Genomic DNA, 18,189 nt, shown 5'->3' on the forward strand with positions numbered 1-18,189 from the left:
AGCTAGGCCCGATCCCGGACGGTCAACGCCCAGTTCACCAACGGCCATTGCAGCGGCAACCGAAGCCACGCCACCGCGCGGTCGCGGGCCGGACGGCCGCGCCGCTGATAATCCAACGCCATTTTCACATTCCCCGGAAACACCCCGACGAACAGCAGCGCCGCCGCCAATCCGCCGAGCCGGCGCGTGCGCGGCATCGCGATCCCGGCGGCGACGGTCAGCTCGGCGACGCCCGACGCGTACGTCCAGGTGCGCCGGTCACCGGGCAATTCCTTCGGGACCAGCGCGTCGAACTGCTTCGGCCGGGCGAAGTGCAGAACGCCCGCCCCGGCGAGGACGGCGGCGAGAAGAAGCGCTGGACGTTGCGACGCGCGAGGCTCGGACATGCGGCAAGCCTGCCACAGCATGATCGCCGCGACGGGTGTGCGGGTGCTCCGATTGGGTTATCCTCCCGGCTGTGAGTGACGCCGAACGCGCGCGGGGAGCCGGTGCATGAAGGCCTTGAAACGGCTGCCCCTCAACGTCCGGTTGAACGACCGGCCCGACCACGAGCTCGTCGGCGTGATCCGCATGCCGGAGCTGACCGTCAGCCCGATGCGGGCGATCGTCAAGCGGATCATCGGGGCCATGCTGGCGCTGCTGGCGACGGTGCTGATCGTCTATCTCGACCGGGACGGCTACCGCGACGCGAACGGCGACGGCCTTTCCCTTCTCGACTCGCTTTATTACGCGACAGTTTCCCTCTCGACCACCGGCTACGGCGACATCGCTCCGGCCACCGCGTCCGCGCGGCTGGTGAACGTCATCGTGATCACGCCGCTGCGGGTGCTCTTCCTCATCGTCCTCGTCGGGACCACCCTGGAAGTGCTCACCGAGCGCTCCCGGCAGGCGTTCAAAATCCAGAAGTGGAGGACGAAGGTGCGTGACCACACCGTCGTCGTCGGTTTCGGCACGAAGGGCCGCTCGGCGGTCAACGCGCTGCTCGGCGACGAGGAGGTGCAGGCCAACCGCGTCGTGGTCGTCGACACCGACCAGCAGGCGCTGGACGCGGCGAGCGCGCTCGGCCTCGTCACCGTGCACGGCTCGGCGACCAGGGCGGACGTCCTGCGCGTCGCGGGCGTGCAGCACGCACGGGCCGTAGTGGTCGCGCCGAACCGCGACGACACCGCCGTGCTGGTCACCCTCACCGCGCGCGAGCTGGCCCCGAAGGCGCACATCGTGGCGTCGGTGCGCGAGGCGGAGAACGTGCACCTGCTGAAGCAGTCCGGGGCCAACCAGGTCGTGGTGTCGAGCGAGACCGCCGGGCGGCTGCTCGGGATGGCGACATCCACTCCGCTTGTAGTGGACATGGTCGAGGACCTGCTGACCCCGGAATCCGGACTGGCGATCGCCGAGCGCGGCATCGAACCGAGCGAGGAAGGCGGCTCGCCCCGGCACCTGGCGGACACGGTGCTCGGCGTGGTGCGCGACGGCGTGCTCTACCGGGTGGACGCTCCGCAGGCGGACGCGCTGGAGCCGGGGGACCGGCTGCTGTACGTCAAGAAGGTCACGCAGGTGGATCAGATCGAGCGGTGAGGTGCGGCGGGCTCGCTGGGGTTCCGCTGGGTTCGGGGCGGGGGCCGCGTTGGGTGCGTGGGACGCAACCAATGCCGCTTTGGGTGCTTCATCCATGCGCCGCCGCCGCAACGGAATGCGCTGTGTGAGAGGCACGCAACGCGGCATGGGGCGTTCGCGCGGGCGAGCCGGGGCGGAGACGAGGCTCACCGCCCCGCGCCAGGGCAGAGGCGAGGGCCGACCGGCGCCGGGTGGTGGCGCGAGGGCCGAGCGGGCTGGGTGGCGGCGAGGTCTGGCCGGAGCCGGGTAGTGGCAAGGGCCGCCCCCGAGTCGGGTGGCGGCGAGCATCCACCGGGAGTGACGGACGCGACCTCGCCCGGGGTCACCCGTGCGCGGGCACCTCACTGGGTTTTGCCCCCGGCATCTGGAAGCATGGCGTCGTGCAGGTTTCCGACCCCCCGCATAAGAGCGCGGTCAAGCGGTGGCTTCAGGTGGGCATCCCGGTCGCGGTCGGGGTGCTCGTCGTGGTCCTGGTGTGGCTCGCCGGTCCGGGGATGCTCGGCATCCGCGCGAAGTCTCCCGGTGCGCCGGTGGACGCCCAGGTCACCAAGGCCGTCGACTGTTCCGTTCCCGGGGCGGCCGAATCGGTCTCGTTCCAGCTCGGCGGCAAACCGCGGCAGGGCACCCTCGACAGTTGCGGGCACGGGAAGGACGAGCATCTCCAGGTGCTGGTCCCGGACGACGCCCCGGCGGACGGGATCGTCTCCGTCACCATGCCGGACACCTCGGCGGGCGCGCAGGACCTCCGCGCGCCGATCGCGCTGGCGCTGCTGGTGTTCGCCTGCTTCTGCGGCGGGATGTACGCGTACCTGGTGATCCGCGGTCCGGGCAAGCTCGCGCTGCTCAGCTGACGCGGCTCGGAGCACGGCCGTTGCGGGAAACCACTACATCCGTAGTGCCTGGACGCGAACCACTACGGGCGCAGTGGCTGCCAGGTCAGCTGACGTCCGACGAGGAAGCGGCGAAGGTGTTGCAGTCCGCGATCCGGTTGTCCTTCGCCCCGGCGCGCCACCACTGCGCGTAGTGCGCGTTGGTGCCGTGGTCGTGGCTGCGGGAAGTGTTGTCCCCGCGGGTTTCCTGGTCGTTCCAGGCCTTGTTGTACATGTCGCGGGTGATCGTGCCGCCGCGGTCGACGTGCGCGCCCAGGAACATTCCGGAGAAGCACTGCGCTTGGAGTTCTTTGCGGCGCGACATCTCGAGGCCCTCGGGGCTGTTCTGCCCGGCCGCGTAGATCTTCTGCCACGCGGCGTCCATGATGCCCGCGACTTCCTGTACGTGGTGGCCGTACTCGTGCGCGAACAGCGCCAGGTAGACGCCGGGATTGTTGCCGTACTGGTCGGTCTGCAGGCCCTTGAACGGAACGTACAGATTGTTCTCGCAGTAGTACGCCGCGGTGGCGATGCCGACCTGGATGGTGCCGCATTCGGTGTCGAAGCTCGGGCCGGTCGGGAAGTGCAGCGCGGGCGGCGTGAACGGCAGGTTGTAGGACTCGAGGAACGGACCCCACGCCGCGTCGAGGCATTTGCTCGCGGCGGTGAAGAAGGCTTCGGCGCCGTCCTGCGTGCTCGTCCACGGCGGGAGGTTGCAGACGCGGTTCTGCAGGCCGGCGTTGGGATCCTGCAGGATCGGGTGGTCGGCCAGCTTGAGGATCTTGTGCGGGCCGGCGCTGGTCGAGGTGCTCGGGCTTTCCGACGGACTGGTCGGCGTGCTCGAAGGGGCGGACGAGCCGCTGGTCGGCGGCAGTTCGTAAGCGGAGGACGGCGACGGCGGCGCGGCCTGGTAGCCGGCGTTGCTCGGCCCCGACCCGCGGTTCAGCGAAACGATCGCCACGACGCCCAGCGCCAGCACCGCGACCGCGCCGAGGCACAGCCCGACGATCAGCCCGGTCGGCTTGCGCGGCGGCACCGGATACGACGGCGGCGGCTGCTGCCACGGCGGCCCCTGCGGCGGCGGGCCCTGAAACGGCGGTTGCTGCCCCTGGTACGGACCCTGTCCAGGCTGGGCCTGGTAGCCGCCTTGCGCCTGGCCTGGGTACTGGCCCGGCGGCACCGGTCCTTGACCCGGCACCGGCGGGGGTTGAACGGTCCCGCGTGGCGGCACCTGGCCGTAGGGCGGTTGCGTCATCAGGGCAGTCCCGGTGGGTCTCGGCGCGGGCCGGGCGTCCCCCGGCTTGCCGTTCAGCATATCGGGGGACGCCCGGCCCGCCGCAGCACTTCGCCGGACTGGCTTCCCGTCCGGACGTCCCCCCAGGTCTGGCCGGGTGCGGACGGCTCTGGAAGAGTGACGGCAGCAACCGCAAGGGCCGTGCAGACGAGGGGCTCCGATGACAAATTCACCCGGTTCGCCCGGGCCGGGGGACGACACGCCTACGCCGAGCCGGGGCTTCGCCGCTCCCGATCCGGACGCGTCCGCCGCCACCCCGCCGGAGACCGGCGAAACGGACACCTCGTCCGCGCCGTCCGGCACGAGCGCCGGAATTTCGTCGTCCGCCAGCGAAAACGCCGCTTCGACCGGGACGAATCCGGCTGCCGGGACGAACCAGACCGGCGCGGATCCTTCGGCTGGCAGCGAAAATCCCGCTGGTGCGACGCCGCAGTCGAGTGGCTCGGGCGGCTTGGTCGGTGGGAGTTCGCCTTCGGCCGGTGAGAATCCGGCGCCGTCGCAGGCGGGCTGGGTGAGCCCGGGTGGCGCGACTCCGCAGTCGAGCGGCTCAGTCGGTGGGAGTTCGCCTTCGGCCGGTGAGGATCCTGCGCTGTCGCAGCCGGGCTGGGTGAGCCCGGGTGGCGCGACGCCGCAGTCAGGCGGCGAAAGCCCTGCTGGCGCGACATCTCAGCCGAGCGGCGAAAGCGTGACGTCGCAGTCGAGCAGCGAAAGCTCCGGCGCCACCCCGCAGCCGGGCAGCGAGACCTCGGCCGGAGCGGCTTCGTCCCCCGGCGCGACCCCGTCGCAGCCCGGTGCGTTCCCGCCGCCCGGCGGGACTCCGCCTCCGGCAGGCGGCGCACAGTGGCAATCCCCGGGCCAGCAACCGCTTCCGCAGTACCCGGGCGGCGGCTACGGCCGTCCCGGTGCGGGCTGGGGGCCGAACGGGCTGGGCAAACCGGGCGTGATCGCGTTGCGTCCGTTGAACGTCGGCGACATCCTCGACGGCGCGATCACCGCGATCCGCCGGTATCCGCTGCTGATCCTCGGGGTGTCCGCGGTCGTCGCGGTGATCTCGGCGGGGCTGAACCTCGTCGCGTCGCTGTGGCTGGTTCCCGATTTCAACCGGGTCGCCCAGCTCGGCCCAGCCGCGACTCAGCAACAGCAGCTCGACGCGGCCTACAGCTTGCTCGGCTCGGCGCTCACCTCGCTGCTGCCCGTGCTGGTGATCTCCATGCTGACGCAGACTTTCCTCACCGGCTTCCTCACCGTGGTGATGGGCAAGGCGGTGCTGGGCCGTCCGGTCGACTTCGGGTCGGCGATGCGCGAAGCCGCGCCGCGTCTGCTGCCGCTGCTGGCGGTCACCGTCCTGTACACGTTGGCCACGATGGTCGCGGCGGTGTTCTGCCTGATCCCGGCCGTGCTGCCGTATGTGTTCTGGTCGCTCGCCGGTCCGGCGCTGGTGCTGGAACGCGGCACCATCGGGCAGGCGTTCACGCGGTCGCGGCAGCTCGTGGCCGGGATGTTCTGGCGGGTGTTCGGGGTGCTGCTGCTGGCGGCCGTGATCAGCTGGCTGATCTCGGCGATCATCGGCATTCCGTTCAGCCTCGGCTCGGGCGCGTTCAGCGGCATCTTCGACCCGCAGACGACCCTGCCGACGGTGACGACCGGCGGCCTGGTGCTGCAGTCGGTCGGCAAGGTGATCGCGGAGACGATCGTCATGCCGTTCACCGCGCTGGTCACCGTGGTGCTCTACATCGACCAGCGGATGCGCCGCGAGGGCATGGACATCGAACTGGCCAGGGCGGCGGGCATCCAGCCGCCGCAGCCGCCGCGGCAGGCGTGGTGATCGGCTTCCTCGCCGACGTCCCGGTCGACATCGACCGGGACCCCGCCCGGCTGCGGGCGATCCAGGAACTCACCGATCCCGGTTACGCGGCCGCGCGGCCGGGGGTGCTCGAACGGTTCTGGCAATGGCTCGGACAGCGGATTTCCGAGCCTGTTCGACGCGTTGTCCGGAGTGCCCGGCGGCCCGCTCGGCCTGCTGCTGGTGGTGGCGCTGCTGATCGTGCTGATCGTGGTCGTGCGGCTGCGGGTCGGCAAGGTCGGCCGGGCGGCGAAAACGTCCGGCGAGGTGTTCAGCGGACGGCGGCAAACGGCGGACGAGTACCGGAAAGCCGCCGAGGAAGCCGCTGCTCGCGGCGATTTCTCCGACGCGGTGCGGGATCGGTTCCGCGCGCTGGTGCGGGGAATGGAAGAACGCGCGCTGCTGGACGTCCGCTCCGGCCGGACCGCCGACGAAGCCGTCGCCGAAGCCGGGAGGTTCCTGCCGGACCTGGCTGTTGACCTCATCGCCGCCGCACGGCAGTTCGACGACGTGCACTACGGCGGACGGCCGGGCACCGAATCCGGCTACCGCACATTGTCCGAATTGGACGATCGCGTCCGGCGTGCCCGACCGGTGCTGGCGGACGCATGAGCACGGCCGTTTCGCCGGATCTGCGCCGAATTTGGCGCGGTGCCCGGGTTCCGCTCGCGCTGCTCCTGCTGATCGTGATCATCGCACTGGCCATTGTGCTCAGTCGCGGCAAACAGACCAGCGGCGAGTTCGACCCCGGTTCCTACGAACCGCGCGGAAGTCACGCGCTCGCGCATTTGCTGGAGCAGCAAGGCGTTCAGATCCGCGCCGCGCATTCGCTTGCCGAAGCGCGCGAGGCCGCCGACGGCGGAACCCTGCTGATCACCAACCCGCAGTTGGTGCCCGCGAACGGGTTGGCCGATCTGCGCCGCCGGGTCGCGCACCTCGTGCTCGTCGCGCCCGGCTCGACCGCGCTGGACATGGCCGCGCCGACTGTTTCCTCGGCGGGGGCGGGAGACATCCGTACGCTGCAACCGGATTGCACGGTCGGCGCGGCGGTGAGCGCGGGTTCGGTCACGCTCGGCGGGCGCCATTACCGCACGGACGACAAGACCGCGCGTGCCTGCTATCGCGACGGCGGCGAACCGACTTTCGTGCAACTGGCCGACCGGACTGGCACCGTGACCGTGCTCGGCTCGGCGGAAGCGTTCACCAACGACCAGATCGCCAAGGAAGGCAACGCGGCGTTCGGCATGCGGCTGCTGGGCGATCACCGGCAGCTGATCTGGTACGTCCCGTCCACAGAGGACCCCGCGCTGGACAGCGAAAAGAAGCCCTTCGTCGACCTGATCCCGCCGGGCTGGCGATACGGCGCGCTGACCGTAGGGATCGCGATCGTCCTGTTCGCACTGTGGCGCGCGCGACGGCTCGGGCCGGTGGTGCGGGAACCGCTGCCGGTGGTCGTGCGGTCGGCGGAAACGGCGGAGGGCCGGGCCCGGCTGTACCGGCGGGGCGGCGCGACCGGGCACGCGGCGGAAACCTTGCGCGAGGCGGCCCGGACGCGGCTGCGGAAGAGACTGGGATTGCCGCGCGACGCCGGTCCGCCCGCGGTGGTGGAGACGGTGAGCGCGCGGACCGGCCGGGCGCCGAACGAGGTCGGGGCGGTGCTGTACGGCCCGTCGCCGTCCGACGAGGCGGCGCTGGTGCGGCTGGCGGACGAATTGGACGCGGTGGAACGAGAGGTGGAGCGTTCTTGAGTACCGAACAAATGCAGGACGCGCGGGCGGCCCTGATCGCGTTGCGCACCGAGGTCGGGAAGGCCGTGGTCGGCAACGACGCGGCCGTCACCGGGCTCATCCTCGCGTTGCTCTGCCGGGGGCATGTGCTGCTGGAAGGCGTTCCCGGCGTCGCGAAAACGTTGCTGGTGCGGGCGTTGGCGGCGTCGCTGGACCTGAAGACGACACGCGTGCAGTTCACGCCGGACCTGATGCCGGGCGACGTCACCGGGTCCATTGTGTACGACGCGCACAGCGGCGAGTTCTCGTTCCGTGAGGGCCCGGTCTTCACGAATCTGCTGCTGGCCGACGAAATCAACCGGACGCCGCCGAAGACGCAGTCGTCGCTGCTGGAGGCGATGGAGGAGCGGCAGGTGTCGATCGACGGCACCTCGCGTCCGCTGCCGGATCCGTTCGTCGTCGTCGCGACGCAGAACCCGGTGGAGTACGAGGGCACCTACCCGTTGCCCGAGGCGCAGCTGGACCGGTTCCTGCTGAAGCTGACCATGCCGGCTCCGTCGCGCGAGGACGAAATCGGCATTCTTTGGCGGCACGCACAGGGTTTCGACCCGCGTGACCTCGCCGCCGCGGGCATCCGTCCGGTCGCTGGCGCGGCGGATCTCGCTGCCGCTCGGGAAGCGGTCGCGAAGGTGACCGTCGGCCCGGAAGTGATCGGCTACGTCGTCGACCTCTGCCGCGCGACGCGGGAACTCCCGGCCGTGCGCATCGGCGTTTCTCCGCGTGGCGCAACGGCTTTGCTCGCCGTGACGCGTGCGTGGGCGTGGCTGTCCGGCCGGGATTACGCGACGCCGGACGACGTCAAGGCGCTCGCCCGTCCCGCGCTCCGGCACCGGCTCGACGTGCGGCCCGAAGCCGAACTCGAAGGCGTGACCGCGGACGGCGTCCTCGACCGGGTGCTGGCTTCCGTGCCGGTGCCGCGCTAAATGGCCGTCACCGGGCGGCTCGGGCTGCTGGCGCTCCTGGGAGCGCTGGTGGTCGGGCTGCTGTTCCCGTCCGGCACCGGCGTCGCGGTCGTGGTCGCGGTGCTGCTGGTGCTGGTCGTCGTGGACCTCGTCCTTGCCGGGAGTGTGCGAGCGCTGCGGTTTTCGCGCAGCGGCACCACTTCCGTCCGGCTGGGGGAGCCCGCCGAGGTCACGCTGACCGTCACGAATCCCGGCGGACGCACCGTTCGCGGTTCGCTGCGGGATGCCTGGCCGCCGAGCGCCGGTGCCGACGACCGGCACCCGCTCGCGGTTCCTTCCGGCGAACGGCGTGCTCTCGTCACCCCGCTGCTGCCGACTCGCCGCGGGGACCGTGTTGCGGCCCGGGTGACCGTACGTGCGGTGGGCCCACTGGGGTTGGCCGCGCGGCAGGGTTCGCACGAGGTGCCGTGGACGGTTCGCGTGCTGCCGCCGTTCCACAGCCGTAAGCATCTGCCTTCGCGGCTGGCTCGGCTGCAGCAGCTGGACGGCCGCAACGCGGTGCTGATTCGGGGTCAGGGAACGGAATTTGATTCCTTGCGCGAGTACGTCATCGGCGACGACGTCCGGTCGATCGACTGGCGTGCGACGGCTCGCGCGTCGGACGTGATGGTGCGGACGTGGCGTCCGGAACGCGACCGGCAGGTCGTTCTGGTGCTGGACACCGGCCGCGTTTCGGCGGGCCGAGTCGGCGACGCGCCCCGCTTGGACGCGGCGATGGACGCGGCGCTTTTGCTGGCCGCGCTGGCTTCCCGCGCGGGGGACCGGGTCGATCTGGTGGCTTACGACCGGCGGGTGCAGGCTTCGGTGCCGAACGCGTCGACGCCGTCTTTGGTGAACGCGTTAGCGACGATCGAACCGTCACTGGTCGAGACGGACGCGCGGGGCATGGTGGCGGAGGTCCTGCGCCGGACCCGTCGGCGGGCTTTGGTGGTGCTGCTGACCGGGTTGGAACCGGCACCGTTGCAGGAGGGTCTGTTCCCAGTGCTGGGGTCGTTGACCGCACGGCACGAGGTGCTGGTGGCTTCGGTGGCGGACCCGCGGGTCGCGGAAATGGCGGCTTCGCGGGGTTCCGCGGAGGCGGTTTACGACGCGGCCGCGGCCGAGCGGGCGCTGGCGGACCGGGAGTCCTCGGTGGCTTGGCTGACCCGGCACGGGGTCGGGGTGGTGGACGCGGTGCCGGAGGAACTTCCGCCTGCGCTCGCCGACCGCTACTTGGCCCTGAAAGCCGCAGGCCGGTTGTAGGTCCGTGAAGGGCTCCTTGAGGGAATCTAGGTCCCTCAAGGAGCCCTTCACGGACTTCTACCCAGCTTCGGGAAGCGCGTCCCCCGCAACCCGCCGGTCCACGTCCCCGGTTTCGCCGCCCAGCGCGGCTCGGCGTCCCAGCGTGAACACGTACGTCAGGAACAGCAGCTCCACCACCGCCCCGATGCCGATCCGCAGCCACGTCGGCCAGCCAGACGGCGTCACGAACGCTTCGATCACGCCCGACACCAGCAGCACGCACGCCAGTCCCAGCGCCATCACCACCACCGAACGGCCCTGCTCGGCCAGCGCCGCGCTGCGCGACCGGCGGCCCGGATCCACCACTGTCCAGCCGAGTTTCAGTCCGGTCCCGGCCGCGATGAACACCGCCGTCAGTTCCAGTAGGCCGTGCGGCAGGAGCAGGCCCAGCAGGACATCGCCGCGGCCCGCTGAGGACATCAGGCCGATCGCGACCCCGGCGTTGAGCGAGTTCATCCACAGCGCGGCGATCACCGGCAGGCCGAGCGCGACGCCCAGGAACAGGCACGTCGCCGCCACCCACGCGTTGTTCGTCCACACTTTCGCCGCGAACGACGCCGCTGGGCCGTTCGAGTAGTACGTCTCGTATTGGCCGCCGGGTGCGGTCATCGCTTTCACCTCGTCCGGCGAGACCAGCGACGCGCGCACCTGCGGGTCGCCCGCGATCCACACGCCCAGCACCGCCATCACCGCGACCGACAGCAGCGCCGCCGGGATCCACCAGCGGCGGCTCAGGTACACCGCGGCCGGGAAGCGGTGGGTGAAGAAGAGCCCGACCTCGCGCCACGCCGGGCTGTGCGAACCGGCGACCGCCGAACGGCCGCGCGCGACCAGCGCCGACAGCCTCGCCAGCAGGGCCGGGTCGGGTGCGGTCGAGCGGATCATCGACAGATGCGTCGCCGCCCGCTGATAGAGCATGACCAGCTCGTCGGCCTCCTGACCAGTCAGCCTGCGCCGTCCGGCCAGTTCGCCGAGCCTGCTCCACTCCGCGCTGTGCGCCGCGACGAACACGTCGACGTCCACCGGCCACCTCCTCTCCCGCCAGGATAGAGGCAGGCGCTCTACGCTGGCCTCGTGCAGGAAGAGTCCGATCTCGTCACCGGTGAGGCCGTCGTCCTCGACCTGCGGGTGGCGAAGCTCGCCAGCCGCGCGGTCGCGATGCTGCTCGACGTCCTCGTCCAGGCCGCGTTGCTGCTGCTCGTGCTCGTCGCGCTGATGCTGACCGCGGGGTCGTTCGACTCGGCGCTCACCGTGGCGCTGATGCTGACCGTGTTCGTGCTGGTGGTGATCGGCTATCCGGTGCTGTTCGAAACGCTCAGCCGCGGCCGTTCGCTCGGCAAACTCGCGCTCGGCCTGCGCGTGGTGCGCCTCGACGGCGGCCCGATCAGCTTCCGGCACGCGCTGACCCGCGCGCTCGCCGGTTTCTTCGTCGACTTCTGGGCGCTCGGCTTCCTCGGCGCGGTGGCCGTCATCGTGTCGCTGACGTCGTCGAACGGCCGGCGCGTCGGCGACTACCTCGCGGGCACCCTGGTGATCCGCGAACGCGTGCCGCAATCCGCGCAGGCGATTCTCGTGGTGCCGCCCGGTCTGGAGGCGTGGGCCGCGCACTTCGATCTCAGCGGCCTCACCGACGACCTCGCCATGGCCGCCCGCCAGTACCTCGGCCGCTACCACGAACTGCGCCCGGAAGCGGCCGCGTCGCTCGGTTTCGGCCTGGCGCAGCAGGTTTCCGCGGCGATCGGGGTGCCGATGCCGTACGGGATGCCGCCGTGGGTCTTCCTCACCGCGGTGCTGGCCGAACGCCGCAACCGCGACCACGCCCGGCTCGCGCCGATGCAGTACGGCCCGCCCGCCTCCGCTCCGCCGCCGGTCCAGCCTCCCGCACCGCCGAAATCCGACAACCCCTTCACCCCGCCGAGCTGAGGACATGCTCGCCGACGACGTCACCGTCACCACCGCGCAGGACGGTCAGCTCACGGTCATCGAGCGCATCATCACCGACGCCCCAGCCGTCCACCGCATCGCCGAACGCGTCCCGGTCACCGACGACGAGGACCGGCTTTACTCGATCACCGATCTGCAGGTCTCCGGTGCCGCTGCCGCCGACGGAACGACGGTCACGGTCACCGGGCCGGCGACCGTGAAGTACACAGTGGACGGTGCGGTCGCGGCTGGGCAGGTCCGGTTTCAGCTCACCGGGGGCTGGGATCGGACGGTCGATCGGGTCACCGCCGCCTTCAACGGGCCGGAAGTGTCCACTGCGGATTGTTACGCCGGTCAACCGGGATCGTCGCGGCAATGCACGTTTTCCGAACTCCGGAGCGGGGGAGCGCATGCCGAACAGAACGGTCTGCTCCAAGGGGAACGGATCGATCTGGCGGTCCAAACCGGACCGTTGCCGGACAACGCCCGCTTTGTCCCGACTGGACCGCTGGCTGTTTTCGCGCCAGGACTTCCGACCGTCCTCAGTGGTCTCGCGTTAGTGCTCTACCTGCTCGTCGGTGCCAGCGTGCTGCGTCGCCGCACCCGGCCGCGCGGCGAACTCGACCTCACCGGCACGGTCCTCGACCTCGTCGCTCGCGGGCATCTGCACATCGTCGACGGACAGGTCAGCCATGGCGAAGCCGATCCGCTCACGCCGTTCGAGCAGGCAGTCAAGACCGCCTTCCCGCCGGGTCCGCTCGCTGCCGCACGGCCGGATCAGGATGAGCTGCGCGCCCTTCTCGACGCCGAAGCGCATCGCCAAGGCTGGCTGTCCGCGAGGCAACCGCTCGTCCGCTGGGCCGGGCTCATCCTTGCCGCTGCGGGCATCGTGACGACCGTCGTCCTCGCCCTCACCGTCGGCGAGGCGCTGATCGGCGTCGCGCTCCTGATCGCTGGAATCGCCACCTTCGCCGCCGCTCCGCTGGTTCAACCCCGCCGTGGCCGCGCGCTGGGGACTCCTGCCGGACGAGGCGAATCACCGTTGGCGGCAGAGATCGGCGCGATCCAAGCCATGGCCGAACGACGCTCGGCGGTGTCCGCGCAATGAAACTCGCCGCGCTGCTGTTGATCCCGTTCCTCTCCGCGACACCCGCTGCGGCGCAAGACCAGCCGTCGCTGCCCGGTCTGCCGCAGAGCGTCGAAGTAGCCCTGAAGGTCCAGCGCGACGGCAGCCTCTCCGTCACCGAGGCAGTGTCGGTGCCGCGCGACACCTCTATGACCCGCACCATTCCGTTGCGCGCCAACGACCGCGTGCTGGGAATCCGCGACATCAGCATCGAAGGCGCGGGCAACGCCGAATCCGGCAACGACCAGGTGACCTTCTATCTGCGTGGCGGAACGTCCGTGCTCCGGTACACAGTGGACGGTGCGGTCGGCACGAGCCTCGGCGTCGAGCATGTGACCTGGGACGTCGCGGGCGGCTGGGACACCCGGCTCGAACTGGTCCGCGCGACCTTCGCCGCGCCCGCCATCCCGGACGCGCTCAGCTGCCTCGCCGGTCCGCCCGGTTCGACGACCCGCTGCGGTGCCGCGCAGATCGACCACTCCGGCCTGACCCGCGTCTCGGTGCCGAAACTCGAGCCCGGCTCCCGCGTACAGCTGACTGCCGAACTCCCCGGCGGCACCGTCACCGCGACCGAGAAGCTCATCCCCAGCGGTCCCTTCGCCGCGACCGCGCCAGTGTGGTGGTCGTGGCTGGCCTTCGCCGTCCTGTCGATCGCCGGTGCCGTCGCGGTGTACGTACGCCGCCGACGCGACCAACAGCCCGGCCACGCCACCCCCGTACAGCTTCTCGACAACGGCCGCTTCTCTTCGCCCGACGGCGTGCTCCCCGGGCACGTAGGACTGCTTCTCACCGGACGCGTCAGCTCCGTCGACCTAGCCGCGACAGTGCTGGACCTATGCGTCCGTAACTACCTATGGATCAGCGAAGAAGGCCCGCGCAACTGGGTCCTCGTACGCCGCAACCCACCCGACGAACACCTCACGGCCTTCGAGCGCGCGGTGTACACAGCCGCCGTGCCCGGCGAAGCCGCGACGCTCGCCGAAGTCCGCGAAGCGGGCGTACGCGAACTAGCCGCCGACACTGTCCGTCGCGGCTGGCGCTCCCCGAAGCGACTGTCGAAGATCGGCCCGCGGCTATGTGGGTACGGCGTTTTCCTCACCGTCCTGCTGGCCTTCACCGTCGGTTACGCACAACTCGGGTTGGTGCTTCTCGCCACCGGCATCGTGGTGACGGCAGCCGCGCGTCTCCTGCCGGAGCGGACGAAGGCCGGACTGGACCTCCGAGACCGCCTTCTCGGCCTTAACGCACAGCTGCGCACGATGGAAGCGCCGGACGACGAACTGCTCGGCTCTCGCGCGCTCCCGTACGCGTACGCGCTGGGGGAAGCAGACGCTTGGCTAGTTAACGCTTGTTCGCTGTCGGCGTACTGGTACGGCAGCTCCGGCGAGGACGCCGTGCCGTTGGCGCGGACCAGCGGATTCGTGACCGCACTGACCGTCGCGTTCGAGGGCGTGAGGGACCTCCGACCGGACGAGCCGAAGACGCCCGCGCCTGCGTAGGGTGGAGGCATGGCCGATCCCGAGCTCTTCCGTTTCACGATCGACAACGGTCTGCGCGTGGTGCTCGCTCCTGACCCGACCGCGCCGGTGGTCGGGGTCAGCGTGCACTACGACGTGGGCTTCCGCTCCGAGCCGGAGGGGTTGACCGGTTTCGCGCACCTCTTCGAGCACCTGATGTTCCAGGGCAGCGAAAGCCTGGAGAAACTGGCGCACTTCCGGCACGTGCAGTCCAGCGGCGGCACCTTCAACGGTTCCACGCACCCGGACTACACCGACTACTACGAGGTGCTGCCCGCCGCGGCGCTGGAACGCGCGCTGTTCCTCGAGGCCGACCGGATGCGCGCGCCGAAGCTGACCGCGGAGAACCTGGCGAACCAGATCGAGGTCGTCAAGGAGGAAATCCGGCTGAACGTGCGCAACCGGCCGTACGGCGGATTCCCGTGGATCCTGCTGCCGCCGGTGCTGTACTCCACTTTCGCCAACGCGCACGACGGCTACGGCGCCTTCGAAGACCTCGAGGGCGCGACGCTGGACGACTGCGCCGCCTTCTTCGACACCTTCTACTCGCCGGCCAACGCGGTGCTGACCGTCGCGGGCGACTTCGCGGTGGAAGAGGCGAAGGCGCTGGTCCAGAAGCACTTCGGCGACGTCCCGCACCGGCCGGCCCCGGTCCGTCCGTCGTTCTCCGAGCCGCTGCCCACCACGCAGCTGAACGGCGAGCACACCGACCCGCACGCGCCGCTGCCCGCGCTGGCCGTCGGCTACCGGATGCCGGACCCGATCAACGACCTCGACGGCTACCTCGCGTACCTGGTGCTGGCGGGCGTGCTCACCGACGGTGACGGTTCGCGGCTGCAGCAGCGGCTGGTGCACGTCGAACCGCTGGTGGTCGACGTCGGCGCGGGCGCCGGGCTCTTCGGCCCGTTCGAGGCGCGCGATCCGGACACGTTCACCATCACCGCGATCCACCCGCCGGACGTGCCGCGCGAGCGCGTGCTGGCCGCGCTGGACGAGGAGCTGGAGAAGCTCGCGTCCACGCCGCCGGACGACCAGGAGCTGAAGAAGGTCACCGCGCGCTGGGCGGCGAGCCTGCACGCGGAGCACGACCGGCTCGTGTCGCGCACCCTGGCGCTCGGCGCGTTCGAACTGCTCTACGGCGACGCGTCGCTGGTCTACCAGCTCGCCGACCGCCTGTCCGCGGTCTCCGGCGAGGCTGTGTCGGCGGCGGCGAAGGCGCTGCGCCCGGACGCGCGCGCCGTGCTCGTCGTGAAGCCCGCAAGCACCGAAGGGACGGAACAGTGACCTCGGCTGAACAGGTCAAAGCCGCACACCGCAGCGCCGAGGAGATCGGCCGCACCGCCGCCGGACCGCGGCCGCTGCCCGCGCTGGGGCACCAGCGCGCCGCCGCGGATCTGTCCCATGTGGACACCACGCTGTCCAACGGGCTGCGCGTGCTCGCGGTGCGCAAGGCGAGCGTCCCGATGGTCGAACTGCGGCTGTGGATCCCGTTCGCGGGCGAGGACCGGATGCACGCGGCCACCGCCGAGGTGCTCGCGGAAACCGTGCTCACCGGCACCGCGCGGCGCGACCGGGTGGAAATCGACGCCGAGGTCGCGCTGATCGGCGGCGACCTCAACGCGGGCGTGGACCCGGAGCGGCTGTACTTCGGCGGCACCGCGCTGTCCGACGGTCTGCCGACGCTGCTGGACGTGCTCGGCGACGTGCTCACCGGAGCCACGTACGGCGACGCGGAGGTCGCGCGCGAGCGGGAGCGGCTGATCGAGCGCATCGCGGTGTCGCGGACGCAGCCGCGCACCATCGCGCGCGAAGCACTGCAGAAGCACCGGTACGGCGACCACCCGGCGACCCGCGAGGTCCCGCAGGCCGAGGACGTCGCCGAGGTGACTCCCGAGCAGGTGCGCGCGCTGCACAACGCTTCGGTGCTGCCGCGCGGTGCGGTGCTCGTGCTGGTCGGAGACCTTGACCCGCAAGAGGTTCCGGCCGAACTGGAGCGCGCGCTCGGCGGCTGGAAGTCGGACCGTTCGGCCGTGGTGCTGCCGCCGCTGCCCGCGCTGACCGGCGGCAACGTCCTGCTGGTTCCGCGTGCCGGCGCGGTGCAGTCGCAGATCCGGCTGTCCGCGCAGACGGTGCCGCGCGTCGACCCGCGGTACCCGGCGCTGCAGCTGGCGAACCTGGCGTTCGGCGGGTACTTCTCCTCGCGGCTGGTGGAAAACATCCGCGAGGACAAGGGATACACCTACGGCGCGCACTCCGGTTTCGAGTTCACCGGCGACACCGCAGTGGTCAATGTGGACGCGGACACCGCCAACGAGGTCACCGCGGCGGCGTACCTGGAAACCCGCTACGAGCTGTTCCGGCTCGGCACCGTGCCGCCGACGGCCGAAGAGGTCGAATCGGTGCGGCAGTACGCGATGGGCTCGCTCGTCACCGGCACGTCGTCGCAGGGCGGGCTCGCCGGGCAGCTGATGGCGCTGGCCTCGAACGGCCTCGGCATCGAATGGCTGCAGAGCCACCCGGAGCGGCTCGCGGCGGTCACCGCGGAGCAGGTCGCCGAAGCCGCGGCGGAGTTCTTCGCGCCGGGCCGCTTCACCGGAGTCGTGGTCGGCGACGCGGACCTGCTCACGCCGAAGCTGGCCGCGCTCGGAGTTTCCACCAGCGAGAAGGACTGATGAGCGTTCCGTTCGAACTAGGGGCACTGCCGACCCTGTCGCGTTCCACAGTGGACCGGCAGGAAACCTTGCGCACCAACCCGGAGCGGCTCGCCGCGAAATGGTCGGAAGCCCGCGTGGTGCTGCTCGACGACACCGGCCGCACGCCGGTCCTCGAGGGCGGCTCATCGCTGGCCACCCGCAAGGCGATGGACTTCGGCACCGAACCGCCCGCCGACGCGGTGTTCCTCGGCGAGTGGGAGGACGTCGACTACTGGTCGCTGCCCGGCTCCATCGAGGGCGACGTCGACAGCGTCCGGCTGGCGGGCAGCTGGGGCGTGATCGAAGAGGTCCCGCGCGCCAACGGCGAGCTGTGGGTCGAACTGCGCGGCTACGGCGAGCAGCTGGACGACACGTCGGCCGGGCTGTTCACCACCGCGCAGGCGCTGCGGCACTGGCGGCGGCAGTCGCGCTTCTGCACCCGCGACGGCTCGCCGACGCAGCTGATCCAGTTCGGCTGGGCCAGCCGCTGCGAAGCCAAGGGACACGAGGAATACCCGCGCACCGACCCGGCGGTGATCTGCCTGGTGCACGACCTCGACGGCGTCAACGGTTCGCACGTGCTGCTCGCGCGCCAGCCGATCTGGCCGCCGGACCGGTACTCGGTGCTCGCCGGATTCGTGGAGGCGGGGGAGTCCCTGGAGGGCTGCGTCGTCCGCGAAATCCGCGAGGAGGCCGGGATCGAGGTCGGGGACGTGCGGTATCTCGGCAGCCAGCCGTGGCCGTTCCCGCGCTCGATCATGCTGGGCTTCACCGCGCGCGCGGACCGCAACGCGCCGCTGGTCCCGGCCGAGGGCGAGATCGAGGAAGCGCTGTGGGTGTCCCGTGAGGACGTCCGGGCCGCGTTCCGCAACGCCGGAACCGGAGTGCCGACGCCGATCGCCGGTGGCGCGTCGAATCTGCTGCTGCCGGGGAACTCGTCGATCGCCCGCGTGATGTTGAAAGCGTGGGCGGAAGCCGAGGAGTAACTCTCCCGCGATGCGAGCCTCTGGGCCTCGTGAGCGGCGACGCCGGTTCTAACCGGTCTAGCCACTCACGAGGCCCAGTTGCGTTGCGGCCTCCCCGCCCCGGACCACGCCCTGCCCGCGGTCCGCCTCGGCCAACCCTGCGCGTTCGCCTGGTCACCCTGCGCCCAGCGCGGACATCCCGCGGTATCAAGCCGTTACCGCGCTGTTTCCCGAGCCCATTGACGCCGTGTGGCCGCGCTCACTACAGTCCCGGAAAACCGTCTGTAAAGTTTCCTAATAAAGGAGCAGCCAGGT

16 protein-coding genes are annotated in these 18,189 nt (G+C 70.8%); 13 read left to right on the forward strand and 3 right to left on the reverse strand.

The window, feature by feature from the left end; genetic code table 11:
* Positions 1-2 precede the first annotated feature (2 nt).
* Positions 3-386: a DoxX family protein gene (locus WA670_RS36625; RefSeq protein WP_134668906.1), complete on the reverse strand. Its 384-nt coding sequence runs from the start codon at positions 384-386 to the stop codon at positions 3-5.
* 106 nt (positions 387-492) lie between these two features.
* Between WA670_RS36625 and WA670_RS36630 the strand changes: the two genes are divergently transcribed.
* Both WA670_RS36630 and WA670_RS36635 read left to right on the forward strand, forming a co-directional pair.
* On the forward strand, positions 493-1,575 hold the full coding sequence (locus WA670_RS36630) for a potassium channel family protein (RefSeq protein WP_037815818.1): 1,083 nt from the start codon (positions 493-495) through the stop codon (positions 1,573-1,575).
* Positions 1,576-1,994: 419 nt separating this feature from the next.
* Entirely contained in the window at positions 1,995-2,465 is a 471-nt protein-coding gene (locus tag WA670_RS36635; RefSeq protein WP_308196595.1) for a hypothetical protein, read from the forward strand.
* Between the two features lie 85 nt (positions 2,466-2,550).
* Here the strand turns inward: WA670_RS36635 and WA670_RS36640 are convergent, their stop codons facing one another.
* Entirely contained in the window at positions 2,551-3,738 is a 1,188-nt protein-coding gene (locus WA670_RS36640; RefSeq protein ID WP_240690910.1) for a neutral zinc metallopeptidase, read from the reverse strand.
* 724 nt (positions 3,739-4,462) lie between these two features.
* Here WA670_RS36640 and WA670_RS36645 point away from each other — a divergent pair.
* The 5 genes from WA670_RS36645 to WA670_RS36665 all read left to right on the forward strand — a co-directional run bounded on the left by WA670_RS36645 (position 4,463) and on the right by WA670_RS36665 (position 9,611).
* Positions 4,463-5,602: a hypothetical protein gene (locus WA670_RS36645; protein ID WP_336160839.1), complete on the forward strand. Its 1,140-nt coding sequence runs from the start codon at positions 4,463-4,465 to the stop codon at positions 5,600-5,602.
* Positions 5,603-5,773: 171 nt separating this feature from the next.
* Complete coding sequence (locus WA670_RS36650) at positions 5,774-6,232, forward strand: DUF4129 domain-containing protein (protein ID WP_336160910.1); 459 nt, start codon at positions 5,774-5,776, stop codon at positions 6,230-6,232.
* Positions 6,229-7,368 (forward strand): DUF4350 domain-containing protein, encoded by a 1,140-nt coding sequence (locus tag WA670_RS36655; RefSeq protein WP_134734149.1) that lies wholly within the window; start codon positions 6,229-6,231, stop codon positions 7,366-7,368. Before WA670_RS36650 ends, WA670_RS36655 begins: the two co-directional genes overlap by 4 nt.
* An 11-nt stretch (positions 7,369-7,379) precedes the next feature.
* A complete protein-coding gene (locus tag WA670_RS36660; RefSeq protein ID WP_107051104.1) occupies positions 7,380-8,330 on the forward strand; it encodes an AAA family ATPase in 951 nt (316 codons plus the stop codon).
* Complete coding sequence (locus WA670_RS36665; RefSeq protein WP_336160841.1) at positions 8,331-9,611, forward strand: DUF58 domain-containing protein; 1,281 nt, start codon at positions 8,331-8,333, stop codon at positions 9,609-9,611.
* Positions 9,612-9,668: 57 nt separating this feature from the next.
* Here WA670_RS36665 and WA670_RS36670 read toward each other — a convergent pair whose 3' ends face one another.
* Positions 9,669-10,673 carry a stage II sporulation protein M gene (locus WA670_RS36670; RefSeq protein WP_336160843.1) on the reverse strand — a complete coding sequence of 335 codons (1,005 nt, stop codon included), beginning with the start codon at positions 10,671-10,673 and terminating at the stop codon, positions 9,669-9,671.
* A gap of 51 nt (positions 10,674-10,724) precedes the next feature.
* Between WA670_RS36670 and WA670_RS36675 the strand changes: the two genes are divergently transcribed.
* Genes WA670_RS36675 through nudC form a run of 6 tightly spaced genes read left to right on the forward strand, consistent with a single transcriptional unit; the run spans position 10,725 to position 17,895 of the window.
* Positions 10,725-11,573, forward strand: coding sequence for an RDD family protein (locus WA670_RS36675; RefSeq protein ID WP_336160845.1), 849 nt, complete (start codon positions 10,725-10,727; stop codon positions 11,571-11,573).
* Between the two features lie 4 nt (positions 11,574-11,577).
* Entirely contained in the window at positions 11,578-12,681 is a 1,104-nt protein-coding gene (locus WA670_RS36680) for a hypothetical protein (RefSeq protein WP_336160847.1), read from the forward strand.
* Positions 12,678-14,198, forward strand: a complete 1,521-nt coding sequence (locus WA670_RS36685; RefSeq protein WP_336160848.1) for a DUF2207 family protein — start codon at positions 12,678-12,680, stop codon at positions 14,196-14,198. The genes WA670_RS36680 and WA670_RS36685 overlap by 4 nt, the downstream gene beginning before the upstream one ends.
* Before the next feature lie 9 nt (positions 14,199-14,207).
* Complete coding sequence (locus tag WA670_RS36690) at positions 14,208-15,500, forward strand: M16 family metallopeptidase (RefSeq protein ID WP_043834952.1); 1,293 nt, start codon at positions 14,208-14,210, stop codon at positions 15,498-15,500.
* Positions 15,497-16,888, forward strand: coding sequence for a M16 family metallopeptidase (locus tag WA670_RS36695; protein WP_134668894.1), 1,392 nt, complete (start codon positions 15,497-15,499; stop codon positions 16,886-16,888). Before WA670_RS36690 ends, WA670_RS36695 begins: the two co-directional genes overlap by 4 nt.
* Positions 16,888-17,895, forward strand: coding sequence for an NAD(+) diphosphatase (gene nudC / locus WA670_RS36700; RefSeq protein ID WP_134734157.1), 1,008 nt, complete (start codon positions 16,888-16,890; stop codon positions 17,893-17,895). The genes WA670_RS36695 and nudC overlap by 1 nt, the downstream gene beginning before the upstream one ends.
* The last annotated feature ends 294 nt before the right edge of the window (positions 17,896-18,189 follow it).

The organism is Amycolatopsis sp. VC5-11, assembly GCF_037034185.1.
In the GTDB taxonomy this organism is placed as follows: domain Bacteria; phylum Actinomycetota; class Actinomycetes; order Mycobacteriales; family Pseudonocardiaceae; genus Amycolatopsis; species Amycolatopsis nivea.